The organism is Rothia sp. HMSC064D08, assembly GCF_001809525.1.
Classification (GTDB): domain Bacteria; phylum Actinomycetota; class Actinomycetes; order Actinomycetales; family Micrococcaceae; genus Rothia; species Rothia dentocariosa.
The window spans coordinates 1-16,454 of the sequence record NZ_KV797890.1 but is presented as its reverse complement, the minus strand read 5'-3'; the positions used below and the strand labels follow the sequence as shown (position 1 = coordinate 16,454).

Annotated in this window: 16 protein-coding genes and 1 pseudogene; 7 read left to right on the top strand and 10 right to left on the bottom strand. The window is 52.1% G+C overall.

The window, feature by feature from the left end; translation table 11 throughout:
* Positions 1-10 precede the first annotated feature (10 nt).
* From HMPREF2625_RS01695 to HMPREF2625_RS01685, 3 genes are all read right to left on the bottom strand, one after another.
* Entirely contained in the window at positions 11-466 is a 456-nt protein-coding gene (locus tag HMPREF2625_RS01695) for a hypothetical protein (RefSeq protein WP_004005199.1), read from the bottom strand.
* 3 nt (positions 467-469) lie between these two features.
* Entirely contained in the window at positions 470-1,369 is a 900-nt protein-coding gene (locus tag HMPREF2625_RS01690; RefSeq protein WP_048754912.1) for a MurR/RpiR family transcriptional regulator, read from the bottom strand.
* A gap of 95 nt (positions 1,370-1,464) precedes the next feature.
* Positions 1,465-3,108 (bottom strand): alpha-glucoside-specific PTS transporter subunit IIBC, encoded by a 1,644-nt coding sequence (locus tag HMPREF2625_RS01685; RefSeq protein ID WP_070521047.1) that lies wholly within the window; start codon positions 3,106-3,108, stop codon positions 1,465-1,467.
* 356 nt (positions 3,109-3,464) lie between these two features.
* On the opposite strand from HMPREF2625_RS01685, the gene HMPREF2625_RS01680 reads away from it, so the two are divergent.
* The 3 genes from HMPREF2625_RS01680 (at position 3,465) to HMPREF2625_RS01670 (ending at position 8,233) form a co-directional block, all read left to right on the top strand.
* Positions 3,465-4,358 (top strand): endonuclease/exonuclease/phosphatase family protein, encoded by an 894-nt coding sequence (locus HMPREF2625_RS01680; RefSeq protein WP_070521044.1) that lies wholly within the window; start codon positions 3,465-3,467, stop codon positions 4,356-4,358.
* An 83-nt stretch (positions 4,359-4,441) separates the two neighbouring features.
* The gene (locus HMPREF2625_RS01675) at positions 4,442-6,250 is read left to right on the top strand and encodes a glycoside hydrolase family 13 protein (RefSeq protein ID WP_070521040.1); all 1,809 of its coding nucleotides are present in this window, start codon (positions 4,442-4,444) and stop codon (positions 6,248-6,250) included.
* 150 nt (positions 6,251-6,400) lie between these two features.
* Positions 6,401-8,233, top strand: a complete 1,833-nt coding sequence (locus HMPREF2625_RS01670) for an alpha-glucosidase (RefSeq protein WP_070521037.1) — start codon at positions 6,401-6,403, stop codon at positions 8,231-8,233.
* A 213-nt stretch (positions 8,234-8,446) separates the two neighbouring features.
* Here the strand turns inward: HMPREF2625_RS01670 and HMPREF2625_RS01665 are convergent, their stop codons facing one another.
* The 4 genes from HMPREF2625_RS01665 to HMPREF2625_RS01650 form a co-directional block, all read right to left on the bottom strand.
* The gene (locus HMPREF2625_RS01665) at positions 8,447-9,292 is read right to left on the bottom strand and encodes an alpha/beta fold hydrolase (RefSeq protein WP_070521034.1); all 846 of its coding nucleotides are present in this window, start codon (positions 9,290-9,292) and stop codon (positions 8,447-8,449) included.
* 152 nt (positions 9,293-9,444) lie between these two features.
* The gene (locus HMPREF2625_RS01660; protein ID WP_070521031.1) at positions 9,445-9,915 is read right to left on the bottom strand and encodes a methyltransferase family protein; all 471 of its coding nucleotides are present in this window, start codon (positions 9,913-9,915) and stop codon (positions 9,445-9,447) included.
* 36 nt (positions 9,916-9,951) lie between these two features.
* Positions 9,952-10,656: an aspartate/glutamate racemase family protein gene (locus HMPREF2625_RS01655; protein ID WP_070521028.1), complete on the bottom strand. Its 705-nt coding sequence runs from the start codon at positions 10,654-10,656 to the stop codon at positions 9,952-9,954.
* Positions 10,657-10,825: 169 nt separating this feature from the next.
* On the bottom strand, positions 10,826-11,464 hold the full coding sequence (locus HMPREF2625_RS01650; RefSeq protein WP_070521024.1) for a nitroreductase family protein: 639 nt from the start codon (positions 11,462-11,464) through the stop codon (positions 10,826-10,828).
* Positions 11,465-11,592: 128 nt separating this feature from the next.
* On the opposite strand from HMPREF2625_RS01650, the gene HMPREF2625_RS01645 reads away from it, so the two are divergent.
* Positions 11,593-11,940 (top strand): winged helix-turn-helix transcriptional regulator, encoded by a 348-nt coding sequence (locus HMPREF2625_RS01645; RefSeq protein WP_070521021.1) that lies wholly within the window; start codon positions 11,593-11,595, stop codon positions 11,938-11,940.
* Between the two features lie 167 nt (positions 11,941-12,107).
* Here the strand turns inward: HMPREF2625_RS01645 and HMPREF2625_RS01640 are convergent, their stop codons facing one another.
* From HMPREF2625_RS01640 to HMPREF2625_RS01630, 3 genes are all read right to left on the bottom strand, one after another.
* Positions 12,108-12,848, bottom strand: coding sequence for an SDR family NAD(P)-dependent oxidoreductase (locus tag HMPREF2625_RS01640; RefSeq protein WP_004005214.1), 741 nt, complete (start codon positions 12,846-12,848; stop codon positions 12,108-12,110).
* 258 nt (positions 12,849-13,106) lie between these two features.
* Positions 13,107-13,460, bottom strand: coding sequence for a hypothetical protein (locus HMPREF2625_RS01635; RefSeq protein ID WP_070521017.1), 354 nt, complete (start codon positions 13,458-13,460; stop codon positions 13,107-13,109).
* 28 nt (positions 13,461-13,488) lie between these two features.
* On the bottom strand, positions 13,489-13,920 hold the full coding sequence (locus tag HMPREF2625_RS01630) for a MarR family winged helix-turn-helix transcriptional regulator (protein WP_083295585.1): 432 nt from the start codon (positions 13,918-13,920) through the stop codon (positions 13,489-13,491).
* Between the two features lie 209 nt (positions 13,921-14,129).
* Here HMPREF2625_RS01630 and HMPREF2625_RS01625 point away from each other — a divergent pair, with 209 nt between their 5' ends.
* The 3 genes and pseudogenes from HMPREF2625_RS01625 to HMPREF2625_RS01615 all read left to right on the top strand — a co-directional run.
* Positions 14,130-14,618 carry a hypothetical protein gene (locus HMPREF2625_RS01625; protein ID WP_070521009.1) on the top strand — a complete coding sequence of 163 codons (489 nt, stop codon included), beginning with the start codon at positions 14,130-14,132 and terminating at the stop codon, positions 14,616-14,618.
* Between the two features lie 729 nt (positions 14,619-15,347).
* Positions 15,348-16,037 carry a hypothetical protein gene (locus tag HMPREF2625_RS01620; protein ID WP_070521005.1) on the top strand — a complete coding sequence of 230 codons (690 nt, stop codon included), beginning with the start codon at positions 15,348-15,350 and terminating at the stop codon, positions 16,035-16,037.
* Positions 16,038-16,047: 10 nt separating this feature from the next.
* A pseudogene (locus HMPREF2625_RS01615) lies at positions 16,048-16,454 on the top strand (hypothetical protein); the annotation flags it as partial.

Here is a 16,454-nt window from a genome sequence, read left to right as displayed (position 1 = left end):
CGTACCGTTATCATGCCGACCAGAGGCGTATATTTGCGAAAAGTACGAGAAGGGTTACCAGCCCGAGGAAAATCATCGAGGCGATAAAAACCCATCGATAATTGGGGGCGAAGGGTTCCTCAGGAGCCTCGCGCAGTGCCCACCAAAGGAAGAACGCAAGCAGGGCACCGGGCAGGTTCCCTGCAAACACCAGCATCACCAGGGTGTAGAAGGCAATCATGCGTTCGGTGTGTTCATTCTCGCTCGCAGCAAATTTGAGTAGTCCCGCGAATAGAATCGACAGGCACCCGTTCAAAAATGCTACAGCATAAAACGGAATATTGATCGCAGCTTTGAAATCCAAGCCGGAGTTGGCGGCGCCCAACAGAATCCACGCAAAGAGCGCCAGGGGCATGATAATGAGATACCAGAAAAGGTATCGGCGCATTTTCTGCGGATTATTGATAAGTTCGAGGATTGCGATCACGGGCTAGGTCTCCGATGGGTCTGTGTGCTGCCGATCGATAGCTGCTGCACCAGCTTGGGCGCGTATATCGGCGACGTCGAGTGCCCCGGTTTCGGCGCTAAATTCAGAACTTTCAAGAACCTGCGCTGTTTTGGTGGAGTTGCCGCGCTGTTGGGTTTCAACATGGTCTATATACCGGCGCACAATATAGTCCAAAAGCACTGAGAGCGCCACGAACGAGTGGTAAGGCTTGCGCTGGGTACTCAACTGGGTGGGGGTGGTTTGGTAGTGCAGTGAGTACTCGGCGTAGGAGGACATAAAGTTCACGCCAATAGCGGTAATTGCGATCATGGGGATTTTCCGCAGTGCCAGCATTTTGACGTGTTCGCGCATATTTTCAGTCTGTCCTGAAAAGGAGACAAGAATCACGACATCGTCCTGATTCATAGCGCTCATGGTGCTTTCAAATTCATTGCGCGCAGGAATCACATGGCAGAATTTGCCGCAGACCTGCATAGACTTAGCAAATTCTTGTACCGCGTTTCGTTGCGCGTACCCGGTTCCGAAACAGTAGATTGTGCGCGCCGTATGAAGTTTCCTCAAAAGCCCGGAAAGCTCCATATGTTCCAGGTAATCGTAGGTGCGCAAAATATCTTCGCGGCCACTTTCGATAAAACGCGGGTTATAGGGTTCCGATTTCGTCAAGGAAGATTTAATGAAGTATTTCAGCTCGGCAAAACCCGAAAAATTGAGCTTCTTGGTGAGCCTAATAATGGAGCTGGTTGAAGTATAGGTCTTGTGCGCGAGGGAGTTGATAGTCGCCTCCGCAACAAATTCTTCGTTTTCAAGCATGAACGCCAAAATATCGCGTTCGGTATCGCTGAACCTGTGTTGGTTCGCGTTCACCACATCTTGTAAATCCACTCAAAAGCTCCTGAATCGAAAACGCGCAATACATAAATATTACAACGTCTTCGATTCAGGAGCTCGGTAGGTTTCCCTAGAAGGTGAATATAACCTTACTCTTTGGTGTTCACCATGGTTTCAAAACGCTCGCGAACCTGCGGAACGTCCATACCCACAATCACCTGGAATGCCTTACCCTTGCGCACAATACCGAGGGCTCCGGCATCCTTGAAGGCAGCATCCGAAGTATCAACCAGGGATTCATCCGCCACCGAGACACGCAGGCGAGTAGCACAGTTGTTCACCGTGGTGATGTTATCGGCACCGCCAAGCAGCTCGAGGAATCCTGCCGCACGCGGGGCATACAGATCTGCATCGCCAGCGTCATCTGCGGATGCGGCGCCCTTCTTCTCGGCTGCCTTCGCGGCCTTGTATTCGGCCTTCGAGTACAGCTTCGTTTCACCACCCTCAGCCTCGCGACCCGGGGTCTTGAAATCGAACTTCAGAATGAGGAATCGGAAGAGCAGGAAGTAGATGACGGTGAAGGACAGACCCACGCCGATCTGCATAAGGTAGGTAGGCCAGTGGTTCTGCCACAACGGAACCCAGTTGAGGAAGAGGAAGTTATCAAGCAAACCACCGCCCATGTTGCCTGAGAGGCCAAGCATGTACATGATCGACGCCATCGAAGCCGCCAGCACCGCGTGAACAGCGAACAGCGGGGGTGCCACGAACAAGAAGGTAAACTCCAGCGGCTCGGTAATACCGATCAGCATTGCGGTGAGGGTCACCGGGATCAGCAGGGCGAGAACTTCTTTACGCTTCTCACGGCGTGCCGTGGTGTAGAAGGCGGCCGAGATACCGAGGGGCGCGAAGATCTTCGAGTTACCGTGCAGTGCGAAACCGCCGCCGGGGAAGAGCTCGCGCAGAGGCTTGTCGCTCTTGGCAAATTCGCTGATGTGGGTGGGCCAATCCTTCACGATACCGTTCGGGGTCACAGCGTTACCGAACATGAACGGCGAGTAGATGAAGTGGTGCAGGCCGGTTGGAATCAGGATGCGCTCCAAGAAGGTGTAGATCCACACGCCTAACGCGCCGGAGGCGATGAAGAAGCCCTGCATGCTTGCGATACCGTGCTGAGCGTAAGGCCACAGCCACGCGAAGATAAAGGCGATGGGCATCATCAGGAAGAAGCAGATCGCGTAGACGAACTGGGTGCCCTGGAAAATACCTAGGAAGTCGGGCAGCTTCTTATCGAAGTATCGGTTATGGACCCACACCACGATCGCGGAAATGATGATAGCGCCGAAAATACCGGTATCGATCGTCTTAATACCGGCGATAATTTTCAGGCCGGTACCGTAAGAATCCGAGTTATCCAGAGAAATAGAGGTGGTGTAATCCAGCTGGAAGAATCCCGAACCGCCTTGGCCCCAGAACTTCAGCATACCGGCCACCAAATAGTTGAAGGTCAGATACACCATACCGGCTTCGAGGACGGCACGAGCGTTTGCAGTCTTTGCGAGCGCAATCGGCAGACCCAGCACGAAAAGGAGCTCTATTTGCCGGAAAACGGTCCATGCGCCGTCAAGCCAAACAGTCCACGCTTGGTACCAGAAGGTATCTTCGTTCGCGAGATCGCCAACAATATTTGGGAGGGTGGCAACGGTGCCGATACCGACCGCTAGGCCAGCGAAGGCGAAAAGAAGTACGGGCGCCAACATGGCGGACCCGAACCTCTGAATTTTTTCCATCATAAGGCTGACGCCCTTTCTGGTTGAGAGTGAGCGGGCGCTTAGGTGTCTGCCGTGTGTTGGCCAGGATTTACCGCGCGATGCGCCCGCGCGTGTGGTGCAATGTTTTATTTAATAGCAATATCATGTCATCTTTTACGACCTAAAACCTCCTTGAGCGGGGTTTTTGGCATAGTTTTTCAGAACCCGAAACATGTCCCAGTACCGGGTAAAAGTATTGGTTTTTCCGGTGAGTATTTTGCTGTGTTATCGACCATGCAAATGGTTAGCATATAAAAGTAGTTTTCCACCGACATTTTCACGAAGTGCAGAGGGCGAGAACCGTGTGTTGTCCCCTCACCTTTATATTTTTAGAGACGATGCGTTTTCTTACTCTTAACACTCACAGCTGGTGCGAGCCTCACCAGATCGTTAAAATTCACGAGCTTGCCCGTTTCATTGCCCACCATCGGGTTGATGTTATTGCGTTGCAGGAGGTGAATCAGTACCTGCACTCCCCTATTGTGGATACGCCACTGGGGTACCAAGGCGGGGCCGGTATTCCTATCCGCGAGGATAATTACGCACTTCTGCTCGTGCGGTTCCTGGCTGATTTAGGGGTTCAGTACGAATGGGCGCTAATCGAAACCCATATTGGATGGGAACGGTATGACGAATGCGTAGCTGTACTTTCTCGTATGCCTATCGAGCGCATCGAGCCTATTGTGATGAGCCCGCAGTATGACTACGATCGGGTTGAGCGTAGGTCTTCTCTCGCGGTTCGGGTTGGTACTGATGCGGGTTCCGTATGGTGTGCAAGCACCCATATGTCGTGGTGGGATTTTCAGGGCGAACCGCTTTTCGCACATGAGTTTGCGCGGCTTTCGCAGGCCCTCACCGAGCGCGGTCAGGATGCGCCCGTTCTGATGGGCGGCGATTTCAACACGGCGGCGCAGGTGCGTGGCGAAGGGTACGATTTGGCGCTGTCTTCCGGCCTGGTGGACACCCGTGAGATTGCCGAGCGTACCGACGGCGAATTCACCGTACATCGCGAGATTTCCGGGTGGGAAGGGCAAGAGGATGCCAAGCGCATCGACTTCGTGTTTGCCGATCGCGCGGTGAAGGTACTTTCGCATGCGGTGGTCTTCCGAGATAATTCTCCTGAGGCGATTTCCGATCACAGCGGCGTGCTGGTGGAGCTTGACGAGTCGAGTTTCGAGCCCACCGCCAGGATGCACCCCGTGCCGCTGCCGTCGCAGGTACAGCCCGGATAGTGCGGCGGCTCCAGGGTGCCGCAGCTTAGCGCGTTTCCGCCTTCAGATTTTAAATTGATATGTATTCCGTGGAAGGACAGCTCATGAAAACCGAAATTCAGTGGTGGCAACAGCCCGTTGTGTACCAGATTTACCCGCGTTCCTTCAACGACTCCAATGGCGACGGCATCGGCGATCTGCCCGGTATCACCGAGAAAATCCCGTACCTAGCGAAGCTGGGTATAGATGTTATCTGGCTTTCCCCGATCTATGCTTCGCCGAATGACGATAATGGCTACGACATTTCGGATTATCGGGCGATTATGACCGAGTTCGGCACAATGGCTGACTTCGACGAGCTGCTGGCGACCGCACATAAGCACGGCATCAAACTCATGATGGATTTGGTGGTGAACCACACTTCGGATGAGCACGAATGGTTCCGTCAGGCACGTTCTGCGAAGGATAACCCGTACCGCGACTACTATGTGTGGCGTGACCCTGCCGGGTTTTCTGAAGACGGCACCCCGATTCCGCCGAATAACTGGATTTCCTGTTTCTCACCATCGGTCTGGGAATGGGACGAGGGCACTCAGCAGTTCTATCTGCACTATTTTTCGGTGAAGCAGCCCGACCTCAACTGGGAAAACCCGAAAGTACGTGAAGAGGTCTACGACATTATGCGGTTCTGGCTTGATAAGGGCGTCGACGGTTTCCGCATGGATGTTATCAACCTGATTTCTAAGGATCTTTCCTTCCCGGATGACCCCGCCGTCACCGCAGGAGGGCTAGATAATTCTCTGGCGGTGGCCGCGAACGGTCCGCGTGTGCATGAGTTCCTGCGCGAGATGAACCGCGAGGTACTCAGCAAATACCCGGTGATGACCGTGGGTGAGACTCCCTGCGTGAGCGTGGAAGATGCCGCCCTGTACACAGGTTTTGACCGCCACGAACTGCAGATGGTGTTCCAGTTCGAGCATATGGATGTGGATGCCAGCGCAGGCGGCGCCACCGGCAAGTGGTCGGACACTCGTTTTAACCTGGTGGATTTGAAGAAGGTTCTTACCCACTGGCAGACGGGACTGCACGGTCGCGGATGGAATTCGCTGTACTGGAATAACCATGACCAGCCGCGCACGGTTTCACGTTTCGGCAATGACTCCCCCGAGTTCCGTGAGGTCAGCGGTAAGATGCTCGGCACGGTTCTGCACATGATGCAGGGAACGCCGTACATCTATCAGGGTGAAGAGCTGGGTATGACCAATGTTTTCTTCGACTCGGTAGATGACTACAACGACCTTGAAATCCATGATTCTTGGCGTAAATACGTGGTGGAGTCCCAGCGGGTTAGCCCCGAGGATATGCTGCGGTACATCAGTGCTTCGGGTCGGGATAACGCGCGAACACCCATGCAGTGGGATGCGAGCGAAAATGCGGGCTTCACGACCGGTACCCCGTGGCTGAAGGTGAACCCGCGGTACACCGACATTAACGCCGCCGAAGAATTGGCGAACGATGATTCTATTTTCTACCACTACAGCGATCTCATTCACCTACGCAAAGAGCACCCCATCGTGCTCACCGGCGAATACCGCGTGCTCAACCCCGAGGATGAGCAGGTGTACGCCTACCTGCGTGTGAACTCTGCCGAAGATGCCGCCGCCGCATCCGGCGAGCGCGCCCTGCTGGTGGTTGCTAATTTCACCCAAGAAACACTGTCTTTACCCTATGCAGACGGTCAGCTCGCTTCTTTGGCGCTCAAGAACCCGGGCGTGCTGAAACTTGAGGAGCTTGCGGCTATGGCAGAAGCACCCGAACTGATCAGCTCAAACTACCGGAATGAGCACGGCGAGTTCACGGACGAAGGCACCACTCTGCGCCCCTACGAGGCAAAAGTGTATCTGTACCGGTAGGGCGTTCTGTACCAGTAGGGCGTAGAGTGCGCGGCGGATGGAGCGCTGGCACATCCTGACTGAGAATTTTTACAGATATACCTGCGGCGATGCGGCTTACGGGTCTTCCCGCTGAGCCGAACGACGCAATCCTTTAAAGAAAGGCTTCTGATGAGCAGTGAAACCACGACTGAAGAGCGTGCGGTTCCTTCCTACGCCGGGCGGCAGTGGTGGAAGGAAGCGGTGGTCTACCAGGTGTACCCGCGTTCCTTCAACGACTCCAATGGCGACGGTATCGGTGACCTGCCCGGTATTACCGAAAAAATCCCGTACCTGGCGAAACTGGGCATTAACGTTATCTGGCTCTCCCCCGTGTTTGATTCGCCGAATGTGGATAACGGCTACGATATTTCCGACTACTTCGACATTATGAGCGATTTCGGAACAATGGAAGATTTCGATGAGTTGCTGGCGACCGCACATGAGCACGGCATTAAAATTCTGATGGATTTGGTGGCGAACCATACTTCGGATCAGCATCCGTGGTTTGTGCAGTCTCGTTCCTCAAAGGATAACCCGTACCGCGACTACTACATTTGGAAAGACCCCAACGGGTTTGACGAGAATGGCGCCCCGATTCCTCCGAATAACTGGGCTTCCGAATTCGGTGGCTCCGCTTGGGAGTGGGATGAAGCCACGCAACAGTTCTACCTGCACATTTTCTTCAAGGAACAGCCCGATCTGAACTGGGCGAACCCGAAGGTGCGCGAAGACCTGTATGCGATGGTGCGCTGGTGGCTCGATAAGGGCGTGGATGGTTTCCGGCTGGACGCCATCAACATTATTTCTAAGCCCGAAGGCTTCCCGGATGATCCTTCCACCGATTTTGAGAAGCATACGTCGTCGATCCCGTTTGTGATTGCGAACGGCACGATGGTGCATCCGTGGATGAAAGAGCTCAACCGTGAGGCGTTCTCGAAGTACGATGTGATGACCGTGGGCGAAACGAGCGCGACCAGCCCCGAGGACGCGAAGCTGTGGGCGGGCTACGATGCGGGCGAACTGCAGATGCTCTTCCACTTCGACCACATGGGTGTCGATAACGACCCTGAAGGTTCGCTGGGCGGCAAGTGGTCGTATGCGCCGTACAAGCTGACCGAGCTTAAGCGCATTCTGAACGAGTGGCAGACGAAGCTTGAGGGCAAGGCGTGGGGTTCGCTGTACTGGAATAACCACGATCAGCCGCGCGTGGTCTCGCGGTTCGGCAACGATTCCCCCGAATTTCGGGTGCTTTCAGCGAAGCAGTTGGCAACCACCCTACATTTTATGCAGGGAACCCCCTATATTTATCAGGGTGAGGAACTGGGGATGACCAACGTGCGGTTCGAGTCGATCGACGACTACCGCGACGGCGATTCGATTCGTTTCTACGAGGATATGCACGTGGATCATCAGCGGCTCAGCCACGAGGATGCGATGCGCGCTATCTACATCAAGGGTCGTGATAACGCCCGCACTCCAATGCAATGGGACGACTCGGCAAACGGTGGGTTCACGAACGCGGGAGTCGAACCGTGGCTGAAGGTGAACCCGAATTACCCGCAAATTAATGCGCAGGCTGCCCTGGACGATCAGGATTCGGTGTTCTACCACTATCAGGAGTTGGCGAAGCTGCGCCGCGGCGAGCTCAAAGATTTGATGGTGTACGGGTCGTTCGCACCCGTAGATTCGGTTGAGGCTCCGCACTCCGAGGATGAGGCAGTGTACGCCTACACCCGTACCGGCGGCCCGGACGGCACCGACGCAAACCAGTCTCTGCTCGTGGTTTCTAACTTCACGTCTGATTCGGTGGAGCGCACTTTCTCTCTGCTGGATGATGCGCGTGCAGCCGGAGCGTCCGTCGAACTGGTGCACTCCAACTACCGGGATGACACCGGCGCCCTGACCGATGCGGGCACCACCCTGCGCCCCTACGAAGCGAAGGTCTACCGCATTGTGAAGTAGGTTATCCTCTGTTCCCAACTCGAATAACGCATCTTTGGGCGTATCACCCACCCTCTAGGGCCTTGTAATACGCCCAAAGCTGCATTATTCAGAGTTCAAAGACGTTTTGCGCGTGTCCAGCCGAGACTGTTGTTCCTACCGAGCACCAGAAAATCTTGTTCTCAATGTGCTTCCCGGGGTTCATTTTATGCTGTTCGTTCAGTATGACAAGAGTTACAATTCGACGAAGTCGCGCACTATATCCACAAACCGTTCGGGGCTCTCTTTCTGAACCCAATGCTTATGATGCTCAAAAATTTCGACCCGTGTATTCGGCATAGAAGCGGCTGCCTGCTTCACATCACCGACTTTGACGCCGGGGTCCTTATCCCCTTGAATAAATAGGGTTGGCACCTTGATCTGTGGCAGAAGCGGTATTAGGTGCCCGACCGGAGGTTCTCCCCACAGCTCACTGATCTGAAATGATTGAAAAACTCGTGCCGCATCTTTCGAATGGGCGGCAGTTTGCACCTCATCCAGAATTTCGGGGGTAATTTTCTCGCGATTTCCAATCAGTGACCCGGCAATAATGTTCTTTGCCAGCCACCTGTTCTGCAAGGTTTTATATGCCGCCTGATTGAGCGGCAAACGCACCAGCAACCGTCCCATAAGTGAATACGGTGCTGAAGCGGACACACCCCAAGGCGCTACCAGCACCAGCTTGCCAATATACTCCGGATACCGCAGCGCATATTGCAAAGCAATGGCGCCGCCCATTGAAAGGCCACACAAGGTAACATTTTGAGCGTTCAAAGTATCAAAGAAAGCTTTGAGGAAGCCCGTGTAGAAACTCAGCGAGTACTCTAATTCGGGTTTATCGCTATTGCCGTACCCCGGCAGATCCAGGGCGACTAAAGGCTGAGGCCCGGTCCAGGTCTGCATGATCGTTTTCCAGGAGAGCATGGCGTGATCCACCCCGCCACCATGAAGGAGCACGATAGGCGTGCCTTCACCCTCCGTACTGTAGTACGCGGTTTTAATGCCTTCAAGATCGAGAAAATGGGTCGAGATACGATTCATGAATATCACCGTCTTTCCTGCGAGCTCACCGCTATTAAGTCTATCCCGTAAAAGACACACATACGATAGTGAGTCCCCGAACCATTCAGGGTTTCGGTTGGCAGAATGTATGTACGTAAGCCAGCCACACACAGTTTTGGCAGGTGCTGGGCTTATACCCAGCGCCGTACCCGCTGGCGGTACTGCCGGTATTCTGTACCGAACTTCTGGGTGAGAACCCGCTCTTCGGGAATAATCTGAAAACGCGTTATCCAGTCAACGAAAAGCACCACCCCGAGCACAGCCTGCACCTGCCACAGCCACACCGCCCACCCGGTAAGTATGCAGGCCATACCCAAGTACATGGGGTTGCGGCTTAAACGGTATATTCCGGAGGAGACAATGTTTACGGTGCGTTCGGGGGCGAACGGGTTCACTGTGGTGCGGGCACGTCTAAATGACAGCACCCCCGCCGCGTCCACCGTTAGGCCGAGTACAACCAGTGCAAAGGCGGGAACTAGCAGCAGCGGGGGTCTGCCTGTCAGCGGCGGCATCCCGCAGATGAGCCACATCAGTAAGGCGCACAGTGCCCCTATAAGTGGCGGCGGAACTTTATGTTCAAAGGCTGCAGCTAGTCTTTTCATGGGGAACAGTTATTTATTTCGGTCAAGAAGCGGGGTTTATGCGGTAAGCGGCGGCGCTAACACTGCCTCTACCGCCGCGAGCGCGTGAATGGTGGTGCTGTCAAAGACCGGCAGCGGGGTCTTGTCCTCATCCACCGCCAGGCAGAGTTCGGTGCACCCCAGAATCACGCCTTGGGCGCCCTGCTCCTTCAGCCCTGTAATGACCTGCTGAAGATACTGCACGGCTTCAGGCTCCACACGCCCCAGGCACAGCTGCTCAAAGATGATGCGGCTAGTCTCTGCCTGTTCCGGTTCGGTTGGTACGATCGTCTGGATTCCTTGCGCCGCCATGCGCTCGGTGTAGAACCCGTCGCTCATGGTGAAGGTTGTGCCCAGCAGCCCTACCTTCTGCAGCTCCTGCCTTTGGATGGCGGTGGCGGTGGCGTCAACTACGTGCAGTAGCGGTACGGTGGTGGCGCGCTCTATCGCGGGGGCAACCTTGTGCATGGTGTTCGTGGCCACCAGCAGCAGCTGCGCACCAGCACCCTCAAGTTTTGTGGCGCTTGCCGCCAGCAGAGCCCCAGCGGCTTCCCAGTCACCGCTTTTTTGCATGCGTACGACTTCCTCAAAATCTACGCTATGCATCACGATGTCGGCACTGTGGTTGTCTCCGAGGCGGCGGTTAACCTCACGGTTAATGATCCGGTAGTACAGGATGGTACTCTCAGGGCTCATGCCGCCGATAATGCCTAGGGTTTTCACGGTGCACGCTCCTTTTATTGTCTTCTGGCGGGTATTCCTCATTGTAGGGTGAGCCCTGTAACCCCGTCTATAGAGAAGGTTTTGCATTCAAAATGCATATAGAATGTGCAAGACACTTCTGAATAGAAAAGCGGCACCCCACCATATACGGGGCGGCAAATCGGAGATCTTAAGGTTGCTCTGGGGGAGGGGCATTCCACACCGTTACGCGCTCCGCCTCATGCCGTAAAGTGCGATGTCCTTCTCGTGTTCCGGAGCCTACAGCAATCATCATAATGTCAAGATATCGGCTTGGCAGGCGCAGCATCTCACGCAATTCTGCACGCTGATACCCCGTCATAGGTACCGTATTCCACCCGGCTTCCTGCGCCGCCAGCATAAAGGTCATCGCCCAGAGCCCGCAGTCTAAACCTAAAAATTTCTGTATTTCCTGCTCGCTACGCGGCTCATAAAATTCGATAGCGGCGCGGGTCAGCCTCTCACAGATTTCTTGGGAGAAGCATCCAGCAATATATTCTTCGTGATGTATTCGATTCAAATTATCCGCGCAGTATGCTTGCCGATCACCCAGCAGAATCAACACGGCCGATGCAGTCATAATCTGCTGCTGGTTATAGGCAATAGGCAGCAGCTTTTCGCGTAAATGCTGCTCGGTTACGATCACAACCCGCCACGGCTGCGAATTATTACTGCTGGGAGCCTGGTTAGCACGATTAATAAGACGGTACATTTCCTCGTGGCTTATTAGGCAGGCAGGGTCAAAATATCGAGTAGAGCGACGGTCACGTATAAGGTCTTGCAAAGTCATGGGTAACATTTTCTCTTCGGGTGATTACAAAATTCAGTATAATGTACAAAAATGCATTAAAACATAACTTACTTATAGGTTCTATACATACTTTTAGGTAAGTTTTAAGTATTTACAGTAGGTTTTTAATGAAAAAAATTTCTGCGATAGAGATGGCAATGAATCTGGTGGGAGGCAAATATAAGTGCCTCATTCTCTACCACTTGAGCAGTGGGGCAAAACGCACCCGCGATCTGCTTCTGCTACTTGAAGGGATCAGTTCAAAAGTGCTAACTGAGCAGCTCCGTCAGCTCGAAGAGGATGGACTCATCGAACGCACCGTATATGCGGAAGTACCACCAAGAGTGGAATACACGCTAAGCACGGAAGGGCAAACATTTCTACCGGTGCTACAACTCATGTGCGATTGGGGATGGGAATACGACTCTAGGCATCAAGGTATTGTGAAACCCTGCATATCGCGCATAACTGAGTAAAAATATAGATATTCATTAGCTAAAAATCTTCGTCGCACTTCTCGATCAAAAATGCCTTTATGTGAATAATGCGTTAGAAAACGTTTTATTCGCATAAAGGCACTTTTTAGCGCTTACTGAGGGCTAAACAGCCATGCGTGTATTCACCCACCCCGAGCAGCAGAGCGCTACTGCATAATCAGACCGCCATCTACCGTATACGAGCTACCCGTCACATAGCTGGCCTCATCAGAGAGCAGGAATAGCGCCACTGCGGCGGCTTCACGCGCATCACCCACACGCTTGAGGAGCACTGCCTCGGCAAGCCGTTCCTCGAATTGGGCGCGCATCTCATCGGGAAGAACCGACCTCAGGTTGCTCGTAATCGGCCCGGGAACCAGGCTATTCACCCGAATATTGCGCGGTGCAAGCTCGGAGGCCCACCCGCGCGCCGCCGCCAGAATAGCAGCTTTTGTTGCGGCATAGGCAGAGACTATAGGTGCTCCCTCATAAGCCGCCGTCGAAGACGTCACTAGCACCGACCCGCCGTCTTTCACATATGGAGAAAGCGCGCCCATTTGGATCATCGGTGCCACCACATTCACCTTAAATATCTGATCGAGAGTCGCCTGATCCATCTCTTCTAAAGGACCTCCGGCTGCGTATGCGGCATTGAGCCACACACCATCCAACGCACCGGCACGCTCCACCACAGGCATGATGCGCTCCAAAGTGTTGCCGTCCGAAACATCATCCAGAACGGCAGTAGCATGATCGCCCAACTCGGCTGCTGCAGCCTGCACATGACTTTCGGTACGACCCGTAAAGATAACGTGCGCGCCCTCTTCGATCAGGCGTTTTGCGCCTGCCAAACCAATACCGCTGCTCGCGCCGGTAATCAGAATGGTCTTGTTTTCAAAGCGTTTCATGGGGTTCCTCCTCGTTTTTTATGTTTACTCGATGACTAAATCCACGAAGTACTTGGGAATACAACGCTCTTTTTAACACTACAGATTGAGGACAGAAATACCTAGAGTTTTTACTTAGAAGGACCGAGTGGCAGAGGACATTCGGAGCAGGTTTTCTCTGTGATGCACAGCTCCGCGTCCCAGTACCGCTGGCTGAGCCGGTGCACACGGGGAGGCACATATCCTGCGGGCAATCCTTCCCTTCATTGAGGTCTATCCCTATACGCCCGGAACCGAAAATGCGACGACCGTGTGGACTGCCGCGCTGAGCGAGGGGAAGAACACCATGCCCCATTCTTTGCGTGTCCAACCGATGAAGGCATCGCCCGCCTGTATGACCGCAAAAGTCACAAGAAGCAGGACGACGGCACCGCCTCGAAAATAGAAGGGTGCAATAAGAACAGCTATTCCGGCCGGTATGGCGCGCACAGCATACATGTATACGTAGAAACGAGTATTAGCATCAACGGAAGAAGCGTGAACCATAAGCCCTGGGCGATATATCGCCAAAAATGCGCTGGCGATCGTTACGAGCGCAGAAATAGTATTTATAGTTAGCAAAACGGGATTCATAGTAAACCTCCGCCGGTAGCTTTTCGTATTATTCCTTAAGATGCTGAGATAAAACCTCTAGCGTCTCAAGAGCGGCAATAACAGATTCATACTGATGCGCTCCACTCCATTGTTCGACCTGTTGGCGCCAGCGTTTTCGGATTTCCGCTAATTTCTGCTCACCGTGTTCGGTCAAGGAATACCGTGGGGAACGTTTATGCGCAGGGTTTTCGACGGACATCACCAGCCCCTCATCCCGCAGGAGATTTAGCTGCTTTTGCACACCCTGCCGGGTTATTCCCATACGTTCGGCAATTTGAGGAGAAGTACTCGGTTCTTTCGCCATCGAGATTGCACCTAATACTTGCCAGCGCGCAGTCGTTAGACCGCTTTCGGCGGCGAACCGGTCTCCCCATGCGGTGAGTGTTCCGTTCACACGGAAGATCCGCACCACGAGTTCACTCAGTAATGAAGCATCCATTTTTCCTCCAGCGACAATTTTGGCAACCAGTTTACAAATACGACAACTAGTTGTCAATACTTGACGTGAGGTACCACAGAGACAGAAAAGCACAGCCTATCCTCTATCATCAGCAATTTCTCAGAGTACATTGAGGATATATTCAGAACGTGTTGATACATTATTTATACCGTATTCAAATCGTCAATGTGTAAGAGCTAGAAAATACCATGAGCACACCCCGAGAATCCACTAGAGTTATTCACCCCATAGAAGATACCCGAAATCATAGTTCTCAAAAAAATACACCTAAAAACTCTCCCTCAGACTCCCATGATTATTCCACCACATACGAAGAATATCGTGCGTATGGATTCTCAGCTCCGGAAAATCCGCGCGGGCTCCGCAAAAGTTTGTTGCGTGTAGTTGCGTGGATATGCTTTGTAGCTACGATTCCTTGGACGCTTACCTTTATTATCCTCGGGATAGCTGTTAGCGCTAATCTACTGCATGTCACTAGTATTTTTATTATTAACCTAGCTATCACACTTCTTGCCTTTCTTATGGCATTAGCACTTGCGGCACTTCCTATCTTGGGAACAATCAAGCTTTTCAAGCTCTCCCGCAAGAATCCTGAACAACCGGATGGCGGGGAAAATTTTGCCGAGAAGGTTTTCAATTTCTTTGGCAAAATAATCGATGGTGCAGACTATTTCTAAACATCTATATGGGAAATAGCTTATTTGGAATAATCAATGAATAGGGAGAGAATAATGCCGACAAACATTCCAAACACCAGGCTTCAAATTATTCTCTCGACCTATCCTCAAAGTGTTTTCATGATGGCGCATTCTCTTAGCGGGAGCGGAAGTTTATAGCGGGAGCACGGACCCCGAAGAAGATCTGCGCTCCCGAAGTTTGCAGTCTGGCTGGTAGATTACTTTGGTTAACGCGTAGACCACAGTCACTGCTTCTACTAAAGAATATGAAGACTCGGTGCATTCTGAAAGCTCCAGAATATACCGGGCGGCTTTTAGCACTATTACGTCTAGCTTATCCGTCAAACATATTCTTCAGATGTACCACGACCAACAAAGGACGGCGTGAGCCTGCGTTGGGGTATCCCAGGTCAGAGTATGACTGAGCGATTGAGGGCGGTTGCGAATTATGCAGTGGTCAGTCCAGTGACGGCAAGAAAGCAACGGTTTCCACCTGTATGTGATTGGTGGCTGGTCGCTTCTTTCACCATCATACGTATAGCAGGGGTAGGAACCACTGTTTTTACTGTCATCTAAAGGAGCCCTAATAAATAATCCTCCATAAAGCATTAGAAACTCTATTTTAGATAAATATCATTTTTTATTTTATAAAAAATAAAAAGTATTATTTTTTGAGAATATTCAGGGAGCTTCCACTGAATACCCAGGCTATAAGCTTAGGGTGAAGCCATGACTACTAATAAGAACCTTCTAAAACCTGAGCATGGAACGATCCAGGCCCAGGATGTTCATGAGATAAAGAAAGAACCTAAGGCAGATTCGACCAAGAAGCAGACCTCGTTTCCTCCTAGTCTTATAGCTGTGCAGACCATAAGGACTATCATTGAATTTATATTAGTACTGCCATTACTCCCTTTGCTCTCTATCGCTCTTGGTCTAATCCTTTTCCTGCCTTTTGGTTTGCATTTTATTTTGCAGGCTGTGGCATGGTCACGGGCAAAGAAAGAAACTCGGATCGCTTGGGTTGTAGGAATCAACATTTATAGCCTGATGATTGTTGCGCCTATTGGTGCTTTCTATACGTGGTTCATGATGGAGCTGCAGGTGGCAGCTCCAAACATAACAGGTGCTGATATTGGACTATTATGGTGGCTGCTAGGTGCCTGCGTTCTTGAAGCTGTTATCAGCATCGTCATGATCGTCGTGATGAATGTAATCAAGAGGAATGATCTTCGTGATTTTCAAGGCAAAAGGATTACTGTCGCTAAACCTCGAATATCTGACGATGTTCTGGAAGGTTCTAACTCCGGAGCATACGAAACGGACGGTGGTTTAAAACCCCTGAAGAATCACCATGGCAAATCGGATGCAAAGGTTCCTCGGCTGCACATTAACGTTAGGTCGCAGAAGAAAGATTAGGGTGAGCACCATGAGCACCGACAAAAACTTTCCGATAGTTAATGATGAGTTTACTATAGGCCAGGCTCAAAACGTTCATGAAATAGAGAAAGAATCTGAGGCAGATTCGACTGAGAAGCGGAACTTGTTTCTTTCTATCTTTATAACTGTGCAGATTATTAGGCTAATGCTCGAAACCACGCTTCTCCAGGGCGTGATGATTTCCGCCCTTCCCAATGGTTCTGGTTATGTTGATTTTCGAGTAATTCTTCTTACGCTCATCCTTTTTTCGCCCTTTATCGTATATATTCTGCTGCAAACTGTGGCATGTATAAAGATGATTCGGGGAACCAAAACCGCATGGGTTTTGGGGACAAACATCTATAGTCTGCTCATCGTTGCGCCCCTTGCTGCTTTTTATACATCGTTCGTTATAGA